13 protein-coding genes are annotated in these 22,109 nt (G+C 53.4%); all 13 read left to right on the plus strand.

Annotation, left to right across the window (positions count from 1 at the left end; translation table 11 throughout):
• Positions 1 to 216: 216 nt before the first annotated feature.
• The 13 genes from nirB (KP806_RS00805) (at position 217) to KP806_RS00865 (ending at position 22,083) form a co-directional block, all read left to right on the plus strand.
• On the plus strand, positions 217 to 2,634 hold the full coding sequence (nirB, locus tag KP806_RS00805) for a nitrite reductase large subunit NirB (protein ID WP_224721658.1): 2,418 nt from the start codon (positions 217 to 219) through the stop codon (positions 2,632 to 2,634).
• 16 nt (positions 2,635 to 2,650) lie between these two features.
• Complete coding sequence (nirD, locus tag KP806_RS00810) at positions 2,651 to 2,986, plus strand: nitrite reductase small subunit NirD (RefSeq protein WP_224721659.1); 336 nt, start codon at positions 2,651 to 2,653, stop codon at positions 2,984 to 2,986.
• Positions 2,987 to 3,021: 35 nt separating this feature from the next.
• A complete protein-coding gene (locus KP806_RS00815; protein WP_224721660.1) occupies positions 3,022 to 4,200 on the plus strand; it encodes a nitrate/nitrite transporter in 1,179 nt (392 codons plus the stop codon).
• A 41-nt stretch (positions 4,201 to 4,241) separates the two neighbouring features.
• Positions 4,242 to 6,617 (plus strand): nitrite reductase large subunit NirB, encoded by a 2,376-nt coding sequence (gene nirB / locus KP806_RS00820; protein WP_224721661.1) that lies wholly within the window; start codon positions 4,242 to 4,244, stop codon positions 6,615 to 6,617.
• 4 nt (positions 6,618 to 6,621) lie between these two features.
• Positions 6,622 to 8,760: an assimilatory nitrate reductase catalytic subunit NasC gene (nasC, locus tag KP806_RS00825; RefSeq protein WP_318153455.1), complete on the plus strand. Its 2,139-nt coding sequence runs from the start codon at positions 6,622 to 6,624 to the stop codon at positions 8,758 to 8,760.
• 159 nt (positions 8,761 to 8,919) lie between these two features.
• Positions 8,920 to 10,242, plus strand: a complete 1,323-nt coding sequence (locus KP806_RS00830) for a multi antimicrobial extrusion protein MatE (protein ID WP_224721662.1) — start codon at positions 8,920 to 8,922, stop codon at positions 10,240 to 10,242.
• Between the two features lie 135 nt (positions 10,243 to 10,377).
• Positions 10,378 to 11,955, plus strand: a complete 1,578-nt coding sequence (locus KP806_RS00835; protein ID WP_224721663.1) for an MDR family MFS transporter — start codon at positions 10,378 to 10,380, stop codon at positions 11,953 to 11,955.
• A 6-nt stretch (positions 11,956 to 11,961) separates the two neighbouring features.
• Positions 11,962 to 12,570 (plus strand): PadR family transcriptional regulator, encoded by a 609-nt coding sequence (locus tag KP806_RS00840; protein WP_224721664.1) that lies wholly within the window; start codon positions 11,962 to 11,964, stop codon positions 12,568 to 12,570.
• Between the two features lie 597 nt (positions 12,571 to 13,167).
• On the plus strand, positions 13,168 to 16,443 hold the full coding sequence (icmF, locus tag KP806_RS00845) for a fused isobutyryl-CoA mutase/GTPase IcmF (protein WP_224721665.1): 3,276 nt from the start codon (positions 13,168 to 13,170) through the stop codon (positions 16,441 to 16,443).
• A gap of 182 nt (positions 16,444 to 16,625) precedes the next feature.
• On the plus strand, positions 16,626 to 16,814 hold the full coding sequence (locus tag KP806_RS00850; RefSeq protein WP_224721666.1) for a GapA-binding peptide SR1P: 189 nt from the start codon (positions 16,626 to 16,628) through the stop codon (positions 16,812 to 16,814).
• Positions 16,815 to 16,989: 175 nt separating this feature from the next.
• Positions 16,990 to 19,257 (plus strand): helix-turn-helix domain-containing protein, encoded by a 2,268-nt coding sequence (locus KP806_RS00855; RefSeq protein WP_224721667.1) that lies wholly within the window; start codon positions 16,990 to 16,992, stop codon positions 19,255 to 19,257.
• Between the two features lie 216 nt (positions 19,258 to 19,473).
• A complete protein-coding gene (locus KP806_RS00860) occupies positions 19,474 to 21,105 on the plus strand; it encodes an extracellular solute-binding protein (RefSeq protein WP_224721668.1) in 1,632 nt (543 codons plus the stop codon).
• An 81-nt stretch (positions 21,106 to 21,186) separates the two neighbouring features.
• On the plus strand, positions 21,187 to 22,083 hold the full coding sequence (locus KP806_RS00865) for an ABC transporter permease (protein ID WP_224722397.1): 897 nt from the start codon (positions 21,187 to 21,189) through the stop codon (positions 22,081 to 22,083).
• Positions 22,084 to 22,109: the final 26 nt, after the last annotated feature.

Consider the following 22,109-nt stretch of genomic DNA (forward strand, 5'->3'; position numbering starts at 1 on the left):
AAAAAACGAACGATTTTAAGAGGTTGAAAGATTTCATACGTCGTTTTGTTACAAATGTTAAATTTCCTCACAAAAAACGGTTGTTATATACGTGAAAATGATGTAAATTAGTAATCAAGAAGCGAATGTCAGTATATGTGACGCTGATTTGAGAGATTGTCCAATAAACCTAATGTTAGATAAGCGAACGTTTAATTATTTAGGAGTGTGAATGGGATGAAGAAGAAGCTGGTTTTGATTGGAAATGGTATGGCGGGCGTGAATTGTATTGAGCAGATTTTGAAATTGGACCCGAACCGGTATGACATTACCATCTTCGGCAGCGAACCTCATCCGAACTACAATCGAATCATGTTATCGTCGGTACTCGCAGGCGATGCGGATATAAACGATATTGTCATCAATAGTTGGGACTGGTACAGAGAAAACAACATTATGCTCCACGCTGGGCATACGGTAAACAATATCGACACGAAACGCAAGATCGTCAGCACGGAAAGCGGCATTAAAGCACCTTACGATGAAGTCATTATTGCAACCGGCTCGCTGCCTTTCATGCTTCCGCTTCCGGGTGCGGACAAAGAAGGCGTTATCGCATTCCGCGACATTAAAGATTGCGAAACGATGATGGAGACGGCGAAAACATATAAAAAAGCGGTTGTTATCGGCGGCGGCTTGCTCGGACTGGAAGCGGCCCGGGGACTGCTGAATCTGAATATGGAAGTGTCCGTCGTTCACAGCAACAAAATTCTGATGAACAGACAGATGGATGAAACGGGCGGGATGATGCTGCAGAAGGAGCTTCAGCAGCAAGGCATGAAATTCCTTCTCGGAAAACAAACAGAGAAGATTCTAGGAAAAGGGCGGGTAACGGGTCTAAGATTTACGGACGGTACCGAAGAGACTGCAGATCTGGTTGTTATGGCAATCGGTATTAAGCCTAACATGGCAATGGCTAAGAAGAGCGGCATTGAAGTTAACCGCGGTATCCTCGTCAACGATTTCATGGAAACGAGCATTCCAAATGTTTATTCGGTCGGCGAGTGCGTGGAGCACCGCGGCATTTCGTACGGACTTGTCGCGCCGTTGTATGAGCAAGGCGCCGTGCTTGCCAAGAAATTGGCCGGCTTGGAAACGGACGGCTATACCGGCTCCGTCGTTTCTACGAAGCTGAAGGTTTCGGGTGTGGATGTGTTTTCGGCGGGTCAGTACTGGGATGAGGCTGATACACGCGCTGTTCGTGTGCAGGATGAATTCGGCGGCGTATACAAAAAAGTCGTCATCCGGGACGGCAAGGTTGTCGGCGCCGTATTGTTCGGCGATATAAGCGACGGCGCGCGCCTGTTCTCCATGATCCGCAGCGGCGAAGACGTTACGGGGAAAGAAAAAGAAATTTTGCTCGGCTCCGGCGGATCGGCCCCTTCCAACCATGATCTGATTGCATCGATGAGCGACGATGAGATTGTTTGCGGATGTAACGGCGTTTCCAAAGCTGACGTTGTAAATGCGATCAATGAAAAAGGCTGCACGAGCGTTAACGATATTAAAGCGTGCACGAAAGCTTCCGCTTCATGCGGCGGCTGTAAGCCTCTCGTTGCGGACGTTCTGACCTATGTACTTGGCGCTGACGGCGTGAAAACGGTCAAGGAAGGCATTTGCGGTTGTACGACGCTTAGCCGTGATGAAGTAGTTGCAGGCATTCGCGAGATGAAGCTGACAACTTCGAAGGAAGTCATGAACGTCATGGGCTGGAACAATCCGGAAGGCTGCTCCAAATGCCGTCCTGCCTTGAACTACTACCTCGGAATGGTATGGCCGGAGGAGCACGAGGATGAGCGTGAATCCAGATTCGTTAACGAAAGAAACCATGCCAATATTCAGAAGGACGGCACGTACTCCGTTGTTCCGAGAATATACGGCGGAGTAACGACACCGCAGGATTTGAAGAAAATTGCCGATGTAGCGGTGAAATATGAAGTGCCGCTAGTAAAAATTACAGGCGGACAGAGGATCGACCTTCTGGGCGTTAAGAAGGAAGACCTGCCTTCGATGTGGACGGATCTCGACATGCCGTCGGGTTACGCATACGGTAAAACGCTTCGTACGGTTAAAACATGCGTAGGCTCGACGTTCTGCAGATTCGGAACGCAGGATTCGATGGCCATGGGAATCGAAATGGAGAAGCGCTTCGAACGTTTGAGCACGCCGGCGAAATTTAAGATGGCCGTATCCGGCTGCCCTCGTAACTGTGCGGAAGCGACGATCAAGGATTTGGGCGTCGTAGCAATCGACGGCGGATGGGAAATTCATGTCGGCGGAAACGGCGGTACGAAAGTTAGAGTCACTGACCTGCTCGTTAAGGTAAAGACGGAGGAAGAGGTTCTGGAATGGACGGGAGCGTACATGCAGTATTACCGTGAAACCGGAAAATATAACGAACGTACGGCGGAGTGGCTGGAAAGAGTCGGCCTGGATACGATTAAAGCCGCGCTTGAGAAAAAGGAAGACCGCCTCGCGCTTGTCGAACGCATCGAGCTTGCTCTCAGCCTGACGCAGGATCCTTGGAAAGAAATCGCGGAAACCGACAAGCTTCGCACAACATTCGAACAAATGCCTGTACCGGCAATGAAATAGAAAGGGAGTCATCAGCATGAAGCAAATTAAAATCGGCCATATCTCAGAAATCGAAAGCATGCGTTCAAGAGTGATAACAATCGAGGATACGGAAATCGCGTTGTTCAAGCTCTCGACCGGCGAAATCAAAGCCATCGAAAATAAATGCCCGCACAAAGGCGGCAAGCTTTCCGAAGGGATTTTATGCGACCATCATGTGTTTTGTCCGCTGCACGATTGGAAAATCAATTTGAATGACGGATTGGTGCAAGAGCCGGACGAAGGCTGCGTTGTTTCCTTCCGGGTAGAAGCCGACTCCGAAAGCGGCGATCTGTATTTGTATATGGAAGATAAAGCCTATAAAGCATCCTAGAAGGATAACGTTCGGGAAGAAAGGGACCAAAGGGCATGAATCCAACTAAAGCACTTATCTACTCGACGGTCGCGATGACCGTATCCTTTATCATCTGGTCGGTGTTTCCTCCAATTGCAGGGCAGATTCAGGAGTTGTTTCAGCTGAGCACGCTTGAGAAAAGCGTGCTCATCGCGACCCCCGTGCTGCTCGGTTCGATCATGCGGATTCCAATGGGAATTTTGACGGACCGGCATGGCGGCAGAAAAGTATTCACGCTGACGATGCTGTTCTTGATTCTACCGATGGTGGCGGCCGGATTCGCCGATTCATATGCATGGATGTTGATCTGCGCTTTATTTATCGGCATGGCGGGCACCACGTTTGCGATATCTTTAACCTTCGTATCCAGATGGTACCCGCCTCAAAGCCAGGGATTTATATTGGGCATTGCGGGTCTTGGCAATTTGGGAGGTGCGGCGGCGAATTTCCTGATTCCGTCCATTTCGTCCGCGTACGGCATTCCTTGGGTGTTTTTTAGCCTGGCAATTATGGTAGCGGTAATGGCTTTGGTGTTCCACTCCTTTACGAAGGATCCGCCGAAGCCGGCCGAGCCGAAAACCTTGAAGCAGTCGTTGTCCGTCCTGAAGGAGAAAGCGACCTGGCATTTATCGATCTTCTATTTTCTGACCTTCGGCGGCTTTGTCGCTTTCAGCGTATATTTGCCTACCTTTCTGAAGGATTTGTTTCAGCTTAACGCATTTGATGCGGGATTGCGGACTGCGGGCTTTGTGCTCGCCGCTACGCTGATCCGTCCGGCGGGCGGATACTTGGCGGACCGGTTCGGAAGCAAACGGGTGTTATCGGTCGTTTTTACCGGTATATTGGCTGCCGCGCTTGGACTGTCGTTTTCGCTCGAGCATTTCGTTGCGTTTACGGTGCTTTGCTTGCTGATTTCTTTGCTTCTCGGTCTTGGCAACGGCGCCGTGTTCAAAATGGTGCCTGAGGTTTCTTCCGGCAACACGGGAGCGGTAACGGGCATCGTTGGCGCGGCAGGAGGCGTCGGCGGATTTTTCCCGCCGATCGTGCTCGGCATCGTCAAAGACGCGACAGGTGAGTACAGTTTGGGATTTATTTTTATGGTCGTATTCGCCTTGGCATGCTTGATCATTAATTATTCCGCCCTGAGGCCGAAGCAGACGGGACTTCAGAACGGTGTGGAGACTACGGCATAGCAGCCGGATCAAGTCGTTTCTACTTAAATGGAGGTTTCATGATGGCGAAGAGAAAATTGGTTGTGATCGGAAACGGAATGGCGGGCGTGCGCTGTGTCGAGGAGATTTTGAGCCTCGACCGGGACGCCTTTGAAATTACGATTTTCGGCAAAGAGCCCCATCCTAACTATAACCGGATCTTATTATCGAAGGTGCTGCAGGGCGATACGACCATCCAAGATATTACGATTAATGACTGGCAATGGTACAAGGACAACAATATCCAGCTGTTCACGAATGAACCGGTAACGCAGGTAGATACGGAGCGCAAAAGAGTCGTTACGGAGACAGGCAGATCCGTCCGATACGACGAGCTGATCTTCGCTACCGGTTCTTTGCCGTTTATGCTGCCGCTCCCGGGTGCAAACAAAAAAGGTGTAACCGCTTTCCGGGATATTCGCGACTGCGAAACGATGGTAGAAGCGTCCAAAAGCTATGAAAAGGCCGTCGTCATCGGCGGGGGCTTGCTGGGACTCGAAGCGGCACGCGGCTTGCTGAACCTGGGCATGAAGGTGGATGTCGTTCATATTTTCGACAGCATCATGGAAAGACAGCTGGACCGGACCGCGGCCAAAATGCTGCAAGCCGAGCTCGAAAAACAGGGGATGCGTTTCTTGCTCGAGAAGCAGTCCGAAGAGATTATCGGCCGCAGCCGGATCGTCGGGCTGAAGTTTAAGGACGGTACTAAGACGGATGCCGACCTGCTGGTCATGGCAGTAGGCGTAAGGCCTAACGTGCAGCTGGCCAAGGATGCGCAAATCGAGACCAACCGCGCAATCGTCGTGAACGACTATATGCAGTCCGGCGTGCCGAACGTCTATGCGGTCGGGGAATGCGCGGAGCACCGCGGCATTGTGTACGGCCTCGTCGCACCGCTTTACGAGCAAGGAAAGGTGCTCGCCAAAACGCTGTGCGGAGTGGAGAACGAAGGGTATCACGGTTCGGTGCTGGCCACTCAGCTGAAGGTTTCGGGCGTGGACGTCTTCTCGGCCGGCGAATTCATGGACAGCGACGAAGTGAAGTCGCTGAAATGGGTTGACGGAATCCGCGGCAAGTACAAGAAAATCGTCGTCCGCGACAATAAAATCGTTGGCGCAGTATTATTCGGCGATATCAGCGAAGGAAATAAGCTCCTTAATATGATCAAGCAGCAGACGGATATTTCCGTCTACGAGAAGGAAATGAACGCTGGAGCAGGCGGCCAGGAGTCGGCGGAAGCCGCAATCGCGGCGATGTCAGACAAGGAGCTGGTCTGCTCCTGTAACGGCGTGTCTAAAGGAACGATCGTTCAGGCCATTCAGGAGCACGGCTTGCAAACGGTCGATGAAGTGAAAAAGTGTACGAAAGCCTCCAGCTCCTGCGGAAGCTGTAAAACGTTGGTCGGCAGCATTTTGGATTATGTGCATCTTCACGGCTTCGGGCAGACGGCCGAGAAAGAAACGGTTTGCGCCTGCACGACGCTCAGCCATGACGAACTTATGCTGGAAATCCAGAACCGCCGGTTTGCCGATACGGGCGAAATTATGGCCGCATTGGATTGGCAAACCGAAGCAGGCTGCGAGGGATGCCGTCCCGCATTGTCTTATTATTTGGGTGTTCACGGTACTGCTGCGGCGGCTGGCCCAAGCGCACAAACGGATGTGCAAGCAGGCAGGCTGAACGACGGTACATACGCTGTTATGCCTAAGCTGTATGGCGGCGTTACGACTCCCGAGCAGCTGAGGCATATTGCGGATACGGCCGAGAAATTTGCAATTCCGCTTGTGAAGCTGCTGGAAGGACCGCGGCTTGGCTTGCTCGGCGTGCCGGAAGCGGATGTCGAAGCTGTCCTTACGGAATTGAATATGCCGCTTGTCGGGCCGGTCCATGGCAAACCGGTGAGCTCGGTCGGAACATGCAGCGGAATCGGTTATGCCGCGGATGCAATGCAGGATTCCATCCCGCTCGGCATTTCTCTGGAGAAAAGGCTGGAGCGGATGCAGCTGCCGTATGAAATCAAAATCGGCGTATCCGCCAGTCCGCTAAACGAGGCAGGATCTCTGACGAAGGATATCGGAATCGTAGGGGCGCCGGGCGGCTGGGAGCTGTATGTAGGCGGCAGCGGCGATCGCATCGTGAAGCAAGGCCAGCTGCTTTGCACGGCTGCAACGGACGGGGAGCTGCTGACGCTTGCGGCTGCATTCCTTCAGTATTACAGGGAGACGGGGTATTACGCGGAGCGTCTGCCGCAGTGGATCGAACGGATGGGACTGCTGCAGATCAGAGAAGCGCTATTCGACCCTTATGTTCTGAGCTTATTGGAAAGCCGCGCGGAAACCGCGTCGTCCGCTTTGCCGGAGCAAGCAAATCAGCAGCCGTCGGCTGTGGTGACAAGGTGATCAGATGAAACCATTATCGGTACTTACCCAAAAAGCGGCAGCTTCTCCGGAGCATGACCTTATCATGGATACGCAATGTCCTTTTTGCAGCGTGCAGTGTAAAATGCAGGTCATCGAGCATGCCGGCGAAACTCGCAGCACGTATACCGTTCTTCCGAAGCCAAACGCGGCTTCGGAAGGGCGTTTGTGCATCAAGGGGATGAACGCGTACCAGCATGCCCTCAGCGGAGAGCGGATCGCTTACCCGATGGCCAAGGTGGACGGGGAGTTCGTCCGCGTCAGCTGGGAGGAAGCTTATCGGCTCATTCAATCCCGGTTCTCGCAAATCCGGCAGGATTTCGGAAGCGATGCGGTGGGCGTGTACGGCGGCGGGTCGTTAACGAACGAATCCGCCTATTTGCTCGGGAAGTTCGCCAGGGTCGCGCTGCGGACCAAGTATATCGATTACAACGGCCGGTTTTGCATGTCGGCGGCAGCGTCGGCCGGCAACAAGGCATTTGGCATCGACCGCGGCCTGACGAACCGGCTGTCGGATATTGCTGCGGCGAAGTGCATCATATTGGCGGGGACGAACATTGCGGAGTGCCAGCCGACGCTGATGCCGTATTTTACGGGAGCCAAGGAAAACGGCGCTTTCATCATTGCTATCGACCCAAGAAATACGGGCACGACGGAGATGGCCGATCTGCATTTGAAGGTGAAGCCGGGTATGGACGCCGCATTGGTTAACGGCATGCTGAAGGTGCTGCTGGACGGCGGGTTTGCGGACGAAGCGTTTATCCGCAGCCGCACGAGAGGCTATGACGAGCTGAAGGCGCATCTGGCAGCGATCGACTTGGACGAAGTCTCGGAAATAACGGGCGTCCCGCTGGCGCAAATCCGCGAGGCTGCCGAAGCGTTCGGCAAAGCGGCGACCGGTATGGTGTTTACCGCAAGGGGCGTGGAGCAGCAGACGGACGGATATATGGCCGTTCGAAACTTCCTCAACATGGTACTGATAACCGGTAAAATCGGGAAGGAAGGCTGCGGCTACGGCGCGGTTACCGGCCAAGGCAACGGGCAAGGGGGCAGGGAGCACGGGCAAAAGGCCGATCAACTTCCGGGCTACCGTTTGATTGAAAATCCGGCCGATCGCGCTTATATCGCTGAGGTTTGGGGCGTGCAGCCGGAAGACTTGCCGGGCAAAGGCGTTTCCGCTTATGAAATGATGGAGAAGGTACATGAAGAGGAAATTCGCGCCCTGTTTGTCATGGGCTCCAACCCGATCGTCTCCAATCCTAATGCCAACTTCGTGGAAGAGGGCTTGCGCAAGCTGCAGTTTCTGGTCGTTGCGGATATGTTCTTATCGGAAACGGCTAAACTTGCGGATTTGATTTTGCCGACGACTTCATATTTGGAAAATGAAGGCACATTGACGAACCTCGAAGGCCGCGTCCTCTTAAGGGAAGCAAGCCGGCCGCCGGCGGGAGAGGCGAAGAACGACTGGGAAATTCTGTGCGCCATTGCCGGTACGCTCGGCAAGGAAGCTTATTTTCCATTTACGTCGGCCGAGCAAATTTTCGAGGAGCTTCGTGTGGCAAGCCGGGGCGGCATCGCCGATTATTACGGCATCACCTATGACCGGCTGCGGCGGGAAGAAGGAGTTTATTGGCCTTGTCCAAGTCCGGATCATCCGGGGGAGAAAAGGCTGTTCGAGACGTCGTTCGCTCATCCGGACGGCAGGGCGGAAATGATTGCGGTAGACAATCACTTCCCTGATGAGCAGGTAAGCGGGGAGTTTCCGCTGTATTTGACGACCGGCCGCGTGCTCTCGCACTATTTGACGGGTGTTCAAACGAGAAGGAGCCATACGCTGGCCGCCCGCAGCTTCGAATCCTTTATGGAAATCCATCCGAAGACGGCGAAAAAATACCGGATCGAGGACGACTCGTTAATCCGGCTGGAATCGAAGCGGGGAAGCATCGTCGTCCGCAGCAAGCTGACGAGGGAAATCCGCGAAGATACGGTATTCGTGCCTATGCATTGGGGCGATATCCAAAATGTTAACAAAATTACGAACCAGGCGCTGGATCCGACGTGCAGAATGCCGGGCTTCAAAGTATGCGCCGTTAACGCAAAGCCGCTTGTCGGTGCAAATAGCTAATCGAATCGCCAAACCGTTCCGCCCTTTCCGGCTGAACGGTTTTTTTATTGCGGCGATGCCGATGAACACTGCTGCAGGTGTAGGCATACCGCCTTGATGGGGCTATAATTGAACAAGAAATCAAATCACGTTCATGTCAGCAATGAAGGAGTCCATGCAATGAGCCAGCCATTATCACAGACAAAGCAGCAGCCGGTCAGCATGATGAAGCTATGGTCGTTTTTTCTTCCGCTAGGTATTTCGGCAAGCTTGGTCACGATTTCGCATGTCATCATTAACGGTACGTTAAGCCGGTCTGCCGACCCTGAACGCATTATCTCCAGCTACGCTGTCGCGATGAGCCTGCTGGCGATTACGGAGCGGCCGGCCGTGCTGCTGCGGCAAACCTGCTCCGCGCTCGTCCGGGACAAGCGTTCCTTTCAGGCGACGCTGACGGTTGCGCAGCTCGTATTCACAAGCATTTTGGCGATGGGACTGATTATCAGCTATACCCCGCTCGGCACGCTTGTATTCAAAGGGATATTCGGAGTCGGCGAAGACAGCGTCCGGGACGTCATCCGCGTCTATCAAGTGCTGATGTTCGTCAGCATTTTCTCCGGAATCCGCTGCTTCTACCAAGGCGTTATCATTTATAACCTGCGTACCAAATGGCTGACGATCGGCATGGTGATCCGGCTGGCCGGGATGTATGCCATGTCCTTGTATTTCATCAATACGGGCGTTCACAGCGCGGTTGTCGGGGCCGTTATTTTTCTGTTCGGCATGATGATCGAGGCTGCGGTCAGCTTCGCGGAGGGGCGCCTGCTCGTGCGCCAAATGCCGGACAAGCTCGAGAGCCATGACATCGAAAGAAAGCGGCATGTGTTTTCCTTTTACCGTCCGCTTCTGTTCTCTTCGTTCATATCGGTATGGATCGGTCCGGCCATCAATGCCGTTCTCGGGAAAACGTGGGATGCGCATTTGTCTATCTCATCCTTTGCGATCGCGGCCAGTCTGATTATGCTGCTGAGCAGCTTTTTCAGCTATTTTCATCAAATCGTCCTTAACTTTTACCGGATCGATCCGTCCGCGGTGCGGAAATTTACGTTGATGCTCGGCTTTGTGCCTGCGATTTTAATGGGTATTATCGCCTTTACGCCGGTGGGGGCGCTGCTGCTTGAGCACGTGATCGGAGTTCACGGCCGGCTGCAGGAGGAGAGCATGCGGGTGCTGCGGGGCTTTGTCCTGTTTGCGCTGGTGATGCCATGGCTGGATGTGATGAACGGGCTTGTCCTCGTGCGCGGGCAAACAAAGCTGATTATCGGCTCGCAGCTCTCGAATCTTAGTATAACGTTGACGACGCTGATTCTCTGCCTATGGACGGCGCCGGAATGGAATGGGTCGATCGGGGCTTGGGCGCAGTCGGCCGGCATGGCGGCGGAGCTGCTCTTTGTCATGTTAGCGCTGCGGTTCATTAAACCGGCGGATACGAATATAAGGTGACGGTATCGTTGCGCAGAAGAGGCGGGTGCTTGAGAAATGAATTCTCAGGCTGCTGTTTTCACCGGCCTTGAATCTTACTCAAATTTGATTATAATCAGAAATGGTTATTCAAATTTGAGTAGTGAGGTGTTACATATGGATACAGCGAAAAGCAACGTCAAGCTCGTCGTGGCGGGACTTTTGCTCGGCTTGTTCATGTCCGCGCTGGACCAGACGATCGTCTCGACGGCCATGACTACGATTATCAAGAAGCTTGGGGGCATGGAAAGCTTTATTTGGGTTTATTCCGCCTATATGATCGCAATGGTCGTGTCGACGCCGATCTTGGGCAAGCTGTCGGATATGTACGGGCGCAAACGGTTTTTCCTGCTCGGCTTAGTGTTGTTTATTGCCGGCTCCGTTATGTGCGGCATGGCGCAAAATATGGACCAGTTGATCGTGTATCGGGCCATACAGGGCATCGGCGGCGGCGCTTTGATGCCGATTGCGTTTACGATTATTTTCGATATGTTCCCGCCTGAGAAACGCGGCAAAATGATGGGCTTGTTCGGCGCCGTGTTCGGCATATCGAGCGTTTTTGGTCCGATTTTGGGCGGCGCCATTACGGACAATATCAGCTGGCGCTGGATTTTTTACATCAACGTGCCGATCGGAATCGTTGCGATCCTGTTCATTTTGAGGGCATATCATGAAACGCCCAACAAAAAGAAGCAGCATATCGACTGGACCGGAGCTGTTCTGCTGACTGCGGCCATCCTGTGCCTGATGTTTGGCCTGGAGCTCGGCGGCTCGGAAGGATGGGCCTGGAGCTCGTTCAAAACGGTTTCCTTATTTGTCGGCTCCGCCGTGTTTCTGATCGGCTTCCTGGTGGCGGAGAGGCTGGCGAAGGACCCGATCATCAAGCTGAGCCTGTTCAAGGAACGGTTATTTACAAGCAGCATGATGATCAGTCTTCTGTATGGCGGGATCATGATCGCATGCGCCACCTATATTCCGATTTTCATTCAAGGCGTCTTCCATATTAGCGCTACGGAGACGAGCACGGTCCTCATTCCGATGATGCTCGGGGTTGTCGTAAGTGCGCAGCTGGGAGGACGGGTTGCCATCAAATTCGCGTACCGTAACGTCATGATGATTTCGGCGCTCGTTCTCGTCATCGGCACGAGCCTGCTCGGCTTCGCCATGGATACGTCGACGAGCCGCGGCCTGATTACGCTGTATATGGTCATAGTCGGCCTGGGCATCGGCGTCTCGTTTTCCCTGCTTAACATTTCTACGCTCAGCGCCGTTCCGCCGCAGTATAAGGGCTCGGCTTCGTCGCTTATCACGTTTTTCCGCACAATCGGCTCTGCGTTAGGCGTTACCGTATTCGGGGCGCTGCAGAAGCATACTTTTCAGGAAGGAATTACGGAAGGGACCAATCTTCCGCCGCAAGTGGTCGAGCAAATCAAAGGCGGGCAAGCGCTGCTCGATCCGGCCGTACAGGCGCGGATGGGCCTCACGCCGGAAATTGTCAACAATCTGATCGGAAAGCTCGCGGATTCCATCGTTTTCTTATATCAGTGGTCCGTTCTGCTGCCGGTCGTCGCGATTATTTTCGTCATCCTGATGGGACGAGCCCGTTTGGAGACAGGCCAGCAGGGCCGGCACGGCCATTCTAACGTGCAGGGAGACGCCGCGGTGAAGCAGGATCCATCCTTCAACAGGGGGTGACCGCTCGTGGCCATCAAGCTGCTCATTCTTGGTCTGCTGATGGAACGCGACCGGCACCCTTACGAGATACGGCAGACGATGAAGGAGCGAAATTGGCATGTCGCCTTCAAGGTACGGGACGGATCTTTGTATTACGCGGTCGACCAGCTGCGACAAGACGGCCTAATCGAGGCTGCGGAAATTATCCCGTCGCAGGGCGACAACCGTCCGGACAAAAGAATTTACCGGATTACCGAAAAGGGCAATGAAGCGTTTCTGGATCTGCTTTACGCCCAGTTCGGGCAGACGGCGGTCCCTTTCCATCCGCTGTTTCCCGGTCTTCCTTTCGTCCGCCGCGGAGAGATGGAGAAAGTGGCGGAGCTGATGGAGAAGCAGCTTGCTGACTGCGAGGCCCGGATCGCGAAGCTCAGCGCGGTACTGGAAATGAAGCATGCCTATCTTCCCCGCGGTGCCATTCATATGATCCAAGGGATTATCCGGTTCAGCGAAACGGAGCTGGACTGGCTGAACGACATGCTGGACGACGTGCGTTCCGGCAAGATGGCCGAGCCGGGTTATGACCCCCGCGGCGCTGAAGGCTGCTCTGGCGCAGCAGATACTAATGAAGTCGAATAATCGATTTACAGGTGCGGGCTGTCTCATAAGTAAGTTGGCTCCCCACATAGATGATTCACTTTATCAATAAGACTTTCCAAAAGCCGGAAATGGCGGTGCCAGGGATGCTTTCCCTGCTTCGCCATTTCCGGCTTTTGGTCTATTGCCGCCCTCTTGAGCAAGTTGCGAGCGAAAGCCACCCGACCTCCAGGTTTACCTTTGCCAGGCCTCGAAGCGCTCTACGATGGTAAACTGCGAATCCGTTGCAGTTTCTGCAGCAAAAAAGCAATCTGCAATTATTGACCGCTATTTCGCTGCAGTTTCTGCAGCAGATTCCAGACCGAACGGCCGATTGAGGCTCCTATGGGCTTATTCTGCTGCAGAAGTGCAGGCTAACGATAACAAAGCTCCTCCATGTGAGGTTTCTACTGCAGTTCGTACATCCGAGACAGCCGCTTTTTTATTTGCAGCCAAATTCGTTTGCCGATCCTTGCGGGAGGCGTCGTCCGCCGAACATAATCTGCAGTCCATACACGTAGAGTTTAAAAACGAATGAATTCGTGCGCCGGGACAGCAGATAAGGTTCGCAGCTAACAGAAGTGAAAGGCGGGATGCGGGTTGGAAACGGAGGTATATCGTCCGGCATGTCATGTGCGTTTTGTAACGGCCGCCGCCTTGTTCGACGGCCATGATGCTTCTATTAATATTATCAGGAGGCTTCTCCAGGCTTCCGGTGCAGAGGTTGTGCATCTCGGGCATAACCGCTCGGTGGAGGAGGTGGTGAATGCGGCCGTGCAGGAGGACGTGCAGGCGATTGCCGTCAGCTCGTACCAGGGCGGTCATGTTGAATACTTGAAGTATATGTATGATTTGCTTCGCTCGAAGGGGGCGGGGCATATTCGGATTTTTGCCGGCGGGGGAGGCGTCATCATCCCTTCGGAAATCAAGGAGCTGACCGATTACGGCATCGCCCGGATTTTCTCGCCTGACGACGGGCGCGAGCTGGGCCTGCAGGGCATGATCAACGAAATGCTGCGGCAGTCCGATTTCCGGACGCCAAAGCAGCTGGATCCGGAAGGCCTGAGCCCGGGCAGCTGGAGTGCCATCGCCAAACGAATTACGCTGGCGGAAGAAGCGACGCCTGCGGAGGAGCGGGCGGATAACACTTTGCAAGCGCCTTCTTCAGGGCCGCCGCAAACGGAAAAACCCGTCATTCCCGTCTTAGGTGTGACCGGCACGGGCGGAGCGGGCAAAAGCACGCTGACGGATGAAATTGTACGCCGCTACCTGCTCTCCTACCCGGACCGCACGATTGCGATCATTTCCGTAGATCCGTCCAAGCTGAAAACCGGCGGAGCGCTGCTGGGCGACCGGATCCGGATGAATGCGGTCGGCGGCTCCCGCGTCTACATGCGCAGCATGGCGACGCGAGGCTCGAAGTCCGAGCTGAGCGAAGCGGCGGAGGAAGCGGTCAACATCGTCAAAGAAGCCGGTTATGACTTCGTGATCGTGGAGACGAGCGGCATCGGCCAGGGCGATTCCCGGATTGTCGAGCTGTGCGACGTTGCGATGTACGTCATGACAAGCGAATTCGGCGCTGCGTCCCAGCTGGAGAAAATCGATATGATCGATTTTGCCGACCTTGTCGTGATCAATAAGTTCGACCGCAGAGGCTCCGAGGATGCGCTGAGAGATGTACGCCGGCAGTTCAGAAGAAGCCGGATGCTGTTCGACGCAGCCGACTCCGAGCTGCCCGTGTTCGGAACGGTGGCTAGCAGATTTAATGACCCGGGGACCGATGTTATGTTTGCCCGCCTGATGAAGCTCGTTGAGCGGAAAACCGGCGGCAGCTGGCCTGCAGCCTATAAGGAAGGAATGGCCGGCGCACAGGAGGAGATTACGATTATTCCCCGCGGCAGAACCGGGTATCTGGGGGAAATCGTCCAAACGGTCAGGCAGCAAAAAAAGATCATCGAGGAGCAGGTTGCTGCCGCCCGCAGCCTCTCCAAGCTTCGCGGCGCTGCCGGTCTGCTGCGGCTGGAGACGGACGGCTCCGTACCCGAGGCCGATGCCCGGATTGCCGCGTCCAGACTGGAGGAGCTGGCACAAATCTACGAGGCCAAGCTGCATCCCGAGAGCCGTAAACTGCTGGAAGTATGGCCAAAGCTGAAGGCGGCCTATAAGCAGGAGCGGCTGGTTACCGTTATCCGCGGCAAGGAGCAGGTGACGGATTTATTTACGGAAACGCTGTCCGGCAGCCGGATACCGCGGGTCAGCCTGCCAGGCTGGGAGGATGAGGGTGAAATTCTCCGCTGGCTGCTTACGGAAAACATACCCGGCTCCTATCCTTATACGGCGGGCGTATTTCCGTTCAAACGGACAAACGAAGAGCCGAAGCGCCAATTCGCCGGGGAAGGGACGCCGGAGAGAACGAACCGGCGGTTTCATTATTTGTGCCGGAGCGAGGAGGCCAAACGTTTATCCACCGCATTCGACAGTGTTACGCTTTACGGGCAGGATCCCGATCTCCGTCCGGATATTTACGGCAAAATCGGCAACAGCGGCGTGAGCGTCTGTACGCTGGACGATATGAAAAGGCTGTTCGACGGCTTTGACCTTTGCCATCCGTCGACGAGCGTGTCGATGACGATCAACGGACCGGCGCCGGTCATTCTCGCCATGTATTTGAACGCAGCCATCTGCCAGCAGACTGACAGGTTCGCGGCGGCAAACGGCCGGCAGCCGGACGATAACGAATATGGTGAAATAAAAGCTTATACACTTCAGGCGGTGCGCGGAACCGTGCAGGCGGATATATTAAAGGAGGATCAGGGGCAGAACACCTGCATTTTCTCAACGGAGTTCGCGCTCAAAATGATGGGCGACATCCAGCAATATTTCATCGATCATAAGGTTCGGAATTATTATTCCGTCAGCATCAGCGGGTATCATATTGCCGAGGCCGGCGCCAATCCGATTGCCCAACTGGCGTTCACGCTGGCGAACGGCTTCACTTACGTGGAGTATTATTTGAGCCGCGGGATGGCAATCGACGATTTTGCGCCAAACCTTTCTTTTTTCTTCAGCAACGGGCTGGACGCCGAATATACGGTCATGGGCAGGGTGGCGCGCCGTATCTGGTCGACCGTCATCAAGTATAAATACAAGGGTAACGAGCGGAGTCAAAAGCTGAAATACCATATCCAAACATCCGGCCGCTCGCTGCACGCCCAGGAAATGGATTTTAACGATATCCGCACGACGCTGCAGGCTCTAATTGCTATTTACGACAACTGCAACTCGCTGCATACGAACGCTTACGACGAGGCGGTGACCACGCCGACCGAAAACTCGGTCAGGCGGGCGATGGCCATCCAGCTGATTATTAACAGGGAGCTCGGTCTCGCCAAAAACGAAAATCCGCTGCAGGGCTCCTTTATTGTAGAGGAACTGACCGATCTTGTAGAGGAAGCGGTATTGGCGGAATTCGAGCGCATCCATGACCGCGGCGGCGTGCTCGGCGCCATGGAAACCCAATATCAGCGCGGAAAAATTCAGGAGCAGTCGCTGCATTACGAGCATATGAAGCATTCCGGACAGCTCCCGATTATCGGCGTGAACACCTTCATCAACCCGCAGCCGGATGAAGCGGCTTACGATATGGAGCTGGCCCGTTCCACGGAGGAGGAGAAGCAAACCCAGCTTGCCAATCTGCAGGCTTTCCAGCGTCAGCACGAAAGCTGCTGCCCGGAAGCGCTGGAGCGGCTGAAGCGGGCTGCCCTCGGCGGCGGCAATCTGTTCGAGGAGCTGATGGAAACCGTAAAATTTGCATCGCTTGGCCAGATTACGTCCGTTTTGTTTGAAGCGGGGGGGCAATACCGCAGAAATTTATAGGAACTGAGACTCATGAAATGACGTAGGTCGAGCTTTTGTGACATACTATTTATCATTAGAGTTAATTAATTATCCGATTTTATTAAATATCCCTGAAACACCTTGCTATATAATACACATCATATTATAATTATGATGTACTATATAAGAGCGTAAAACATATTTCAGGAGGCGATGTTGGAATGGAGAGCCAAAGCGTTGCAATCGAAAGAATCGACGATAAGCAGGAGCGTCTGGAACTGGGCTACGTGATTTGCAGACATTGCAGCAAGTTAATCGCTACCCTGCCGACTAATCGCGTGAAACGCTTCTACGGACAATGCTCGGAAGGCTGCGAAGAGAGCCGTGCAGGCTTGAAGGAATTCGACTAGCATCATACCGATCGTTACAAAGACCGTCCCGGACGTCCGGGACGGTCTTTGCTTTGTTTGCAGCTTCTTCGCAAACAAAGATTGAAAGAGAGGCCGATATCTCTTAAAATGGAGGGGTAAGCGCTTTCCCTGGCTTTCTCCCGCCATGTGCGCTTCTATACCGAGGAGTGATGAAATGAAAAAGAACTGGTACCGCAAATTGCTGCTATCCTATTTTCCGATCTTTTTGTTTACCGTGACAATTCTTGTCTTTTTATCCTTTATCGCTTTAAACGATATTTCACATAAAGAAACCGCAAAGGCGGACCGGATGACGACGGGTTATATCGTGGACAGGCTGTCCCGTTCGCTTAAGGGAATCGAAATGGACGTATTGGAGGAAGTCGAGAAGAACGACATATACAGCGATTTTCTCGATGCCGGGCAGAGCGGCAATGACCGCGAAGCGCTGTTCGATGTCGTCGACAGCATGCGTTCGCTCATTGCAAGCGACACCTTGATCGATTCGATCTATATTTACCGGAACAAGGACAAGCAGGTGCTGACCCGCAGCGGCATGGTCGAATGGAGCGGATTTGCGGACAAAGCTTATATCGAACAGGCGCTGGACAATCCGGATAACCGGGTCTGGTCCTCGATCCGAACGTATCGGGAATTCAGCATAGAAACGGACAAGCGCGTTATTTCCATGTTCAAGAGATGGCCGCTGCCATTTGGAACGGACGGGATTATCGTCATCAATGTTGATATGTATGCGGTTGAGCGGATGATCCGGTCCATGAACAATGATGAGGTGTCCTTTCTGAACGTCCGTGACGGGCAGGGCAAAATGATCTTCTCCACACAAGCTGCCGGCACGGGGGAGAGCGGCGAGCCGGGCGGCAGCGTGCTGAACCGGGTACCGTCAGACCTGCTCGGCTGGACGTTCGAGAGCGGCAGCAATACGGGCCAGCTGTTCGTCTGGCTTTCCGTTATTTCTTATGTATGGGTCGTCATTGGGATTATTACGGTATTATTCGCGATTATTTATATGATCTACATCACTCGCAAAAACTATAAGCCGATCAGGCTTATGATGAACCGGATCGAATCGATCCAGCTCAGCAAGGGAGAATTCGGGACGAAGCTCGACGAGCTGTCCATGATCGATATGACGCTGGAGACCCTGATCAAGCAAAGCGCGGATTACGAGAAGCAGCAGCGCGAAAATTTGCTGGTCGGACGGCGGCAGCTGTTCCATGACATTATTCAAGGAGAGCGGCTGGAAGCGGTGGAAGAAAGACTCATGAAGCTAAGATTGCTTCCGGAAGGGACGACGCTCGACCGGCCGGCATTTGTCGTCGTCGAAATCGGGCAGTACGGCGATTTCCGCAGCGGATTTTCACTGGGGGATCAAAATACGCTGAAATTTGCGTTGACGAACGTTCTTCAGGAGCTGGCGCAGGCGGGCGGGATGTTCGGCTGGGCGGAATGGATTGCCGAGAACCGGATGGGCATCATCGTCAACGTAAGCGGCGGGGAGCAGGATGCGAAGGAGCGGATCCGCAGCTTTGCCGACACAGGACGAGGCTGGGTGACCGAGCATTTGCGCATGTCGCTGCTGTTCGGCGTCGGCTTCGTAACGGACGATTGGCAGCGTCTCGGACAATCATACAAAGCTGCGGTTAAGGCGCTGGAGCATAAAATGTCGCTCGGTAAGGAAGCCGTCATTATGAGCGAGGATCTGCCGGCCGGCGAAGGGCGCAAATGGTACAAGTACGTGCAGATGTGCGGCGAGCTCGTCAAGGAATTCAGGCTCATTACCGGTGAATGGCGCGTTCATCTGGATGCTTTTTTCGCGCAGCTGGAAGCCGACCGCCTGAAGGATGAGGATATCCGGACGCTGCTGCAGACGATGACGGACATGCTGGGAAGCGAGCTGAGCTCGGTCTCGGAGCAGATGCGCGAGCATTTCGCCGGTGAGCAGGCAGAGGCAAGAAAAAAGGTGGCAGAGGAGACGGTGTCGCTCGAGCAGTTGAAATCGGTTTATCTTGACGATTTTACGGAAATTTACCGGACTTACGTCGCTTACAGCGAAACGAAAAACCACCGCGCCATGATTAACGAAATGAAAGCTTATATCGAAGAGCATTTCGAAAATCCGGATTTGTCATTAAAGCATCTGAGCGACCGTTTTCAAATATCGGGCAAATATGCCAGCTACTTATTCAAGGAAGAATTTAATATGAAGTTCGTCGATTTTATCGTTCAGCTGCGCATCGAGCGAGCGGAGGAGCTGCTGGCGGGGACGGAGGAACCGATCCAGAGCATCGCCTTGAAGGTCGGCTACGCGAACTCGATCACGTTCGGCCGAGTATTCAAGCGGGTCGTCGGCGTAACGCCGGGCGACTTCCGCAAACTGAAGATGAAGCCCGGAAATGCGAGCCAATTCAACGATTTTTGAAAAAGGTTTATTGCGTGACTACGGTTTATCTATACAAAATATGGGAAAATAACCTCAGGTTTATCGGTCGGAATCTAGTTTATTGCAGCCGTTTCGGATGACATGCCATACTGTGGTCATTCCGGTAACGGCTGCGGCAGTGTCAAACGAAAGCGTTAACATGATGCTGTAGCGGCACGCCTGGAACCTATCCAAATCATAGAAGGGGTTGGAACGATGTTTGGAAACAAGAGACGAAATGGAATTCCGGGCTCGAATGGCTCGAAAAAATCTTTAGTGGTGCTTGCGACGGCTTGCTCCTTATTATTTACCGCCTGCTCGGCGGATAAAGCGCCAAGCTCGGGAGGCGAAACGGACGGCGCCACTTCAGGCAAGCGCGTCACGCTGAAGGTTGAGGTGTTCGATCGCGGCAACTCGCCGGACGGCATGACGATTACGGACAACTATTTGACGAAATTCGTACAGGAAAAGTTTGGCGATCCGAACAATATCGATGTCGAGTTCGTCCCGGTACCGCGCTCCGAAGAGGTTGAGAAGCTTAACGTACTTATGGCGAGCGGCAGCAACGTGCCTGACATCGTCTTCACTTACGACCCGAATACGTTTAACCGTTATGCGAAGCAGGGCGGTTTGACCGATGTAGGTCCGCTGCTTGATGAGCACGCTCCTAACCTGAAGGCTTTCCTCGGTGAAGAAGTATTGGGCTACGGCCAATTCGAAGGTACCCAGTTCGCCGTTCCGGCAAAACGTTCCAACGTGGGCAAGTACGCTTCTTTTATCCGTCAGGACTGGCTGGACAAATTAGGCCTGCCGGTGCCGCAAACGACCGATGAATTGTATGACACGTTGAAAGCGTTTAAGGAAAAGGATCCGGGCGAGACGGGCGGCCAGGTTATTCCGATGGGCATGACGATTGCTTCCGCTCAATATGAGCCGCTCTTGTGGTCTTTCATTAAGCCGCTGACAGAGGAAGAGCAGTACACGCTGACGCAGCAGCTCGGCTCCAACGACTATCCGACGCTTCTTCCGGGCTTCAAGGACGGGCTGAAGTTCATGAATACGCTGTACAACGAAGGGCTGATCAGCAAGGATTTCGGCCTCGACAAGGACAAGAAGAAGCTGGGCGAGGATGTGGCGACAGGCAAGGTCGGCTTCTACAGCGAGGACGACATCAACCCGTTCTATGAAAATGGCTCTGTCGAAACGCTTCAGAAAAACGTTCCGGGAGCGCTGCTCCATTCCGTAGACGTATTTACGAATGAGGAAGGCAAACATGCGAAGCCGATGTATGCGCCGAACGGCATGTACATTATGATTCCGAAATCGAGCGAGCGCTCGGTCGAGGCGATCAAATATTTGGAATGGATGGCAACCGGCGACAACCTGTTCCAAATGCAAAACGGTATTGAAGGCGAGAACTACACGATGGTCGACGATATTCCGGTAGCGGTTGAGAACCCGACGGAGGAAGCGTTAAATCGTCTGTTCAACGGCGGCGACATGACGATTATCTCGAACGGCAAGCAGCTTGGCAGCATGGAGAAAAACTTGAAGGCCAGAGCGCTGCAAATGCCGAAGCAGCTCCTTGAACAGGTGGAAAAAGCTCAAGAAATCGCGAATACGGACGTTATTGCGCCGGTGCTGATGAACAGGCCGATCGAGGCGCAAACGAAATACGGCACGACTTTGCTGGATAAATTTAACGAAATGATCGTCAAAACGACGATGGCGAAGCCCGATCAGTTCGATGCCGTATACGAATCGATGATGAAGGACTACATGTCCAGCGGCGGTCAAGCCATTCTGGACGAGCGCAAAGAAGCATACAAAGAAATGCAGGCGAAATAGACGTTATCAGGCAGGTTCACGGAGGGGCCGGATTTGGCCCCTTCGTCCGAACCTTCCGAATAAGGAGGAACCGCTGTGAGCATGAACGCCTATTTCCGCAGATACTGGCAGCTATACGCGCTGCTCGTGCTGCCGTTGGCTTATTTCATCATTTTCAAGTACGGACCGATGTATGGCATCCAAATCGCATTTAAAGATTTTAACTTTTTCCAAGGCATTGGCGGCAGCGAGTGGATCGGCTTCGAGGCTTTCAAAGAAGTTTTCGGGATGAAGGACTTTTATTTGACGCTGCGCAATACGCTGATGCTTAATTTTCTCGATTTGCTCGTTTCGTTCCCGGCGCCGCTTATTATGGCGATTATGCTGTATGAATTGAAAAGCGCGTGGTTTAAAAAGCTTTCCCAAACGATTTTGTACATTCCGCATTTTATCTCCTGGGTCATTATCGGCGGTATCGTCTACCAGGTGTTCGGCACGCAGTCCGGCATGATTAATAATGTGATCACTGGTCTAGGTCTGGAAGCGATTCCGTTTCTGACGGACAAATCCGCATGGCTCGTTACTTATTTGCTCGTAGGCGTATGGCAAAGCGCCGGCTGGGGGACGATCATTTATTTGGCTGCCCTTACCGGAATTAACAAAGAGCTGTTTGAGGCGGCAGGCATTGACGGCGCGGGCAGGCTGAAAAAAATCTGGCACATTACGCTCCCGGGATTAAAACCGACAATCGTGATGCTGCTCATCATGAATTTGGGCCATATGATTTCCATCGGCTTCGAACGTCCTTACGTGATCGGCAATTTGGCGGTCCGTGATTATTCCGAGGTGCTCAGCACATTCGTATACAGAATCGGCCTTGAATCCGGCCAATACACGCTGGCGACGGTCGTCGGCTTGTTCCAGGCAGTGGTAGGTCTCGTATTCGTTCTTGGAGCGAACTATGCTTCCAAAAAACTGACCGACGAAAGCATTCTCTAAAATAACATAAGGTCAGTCGCAAGGAT

It is taken from the genome of Paenibacillus vietnamensis (genome assembly GCF_020169515.1).
In the GTDB taxonomy this organism is placed as follows: domain Bacteria; phylum Bacillota; class Bacilli; order Paenibacillales; family Paenibacillaceae; genus Pristimantibacillus; species Pristimantibacillus vietnamensis.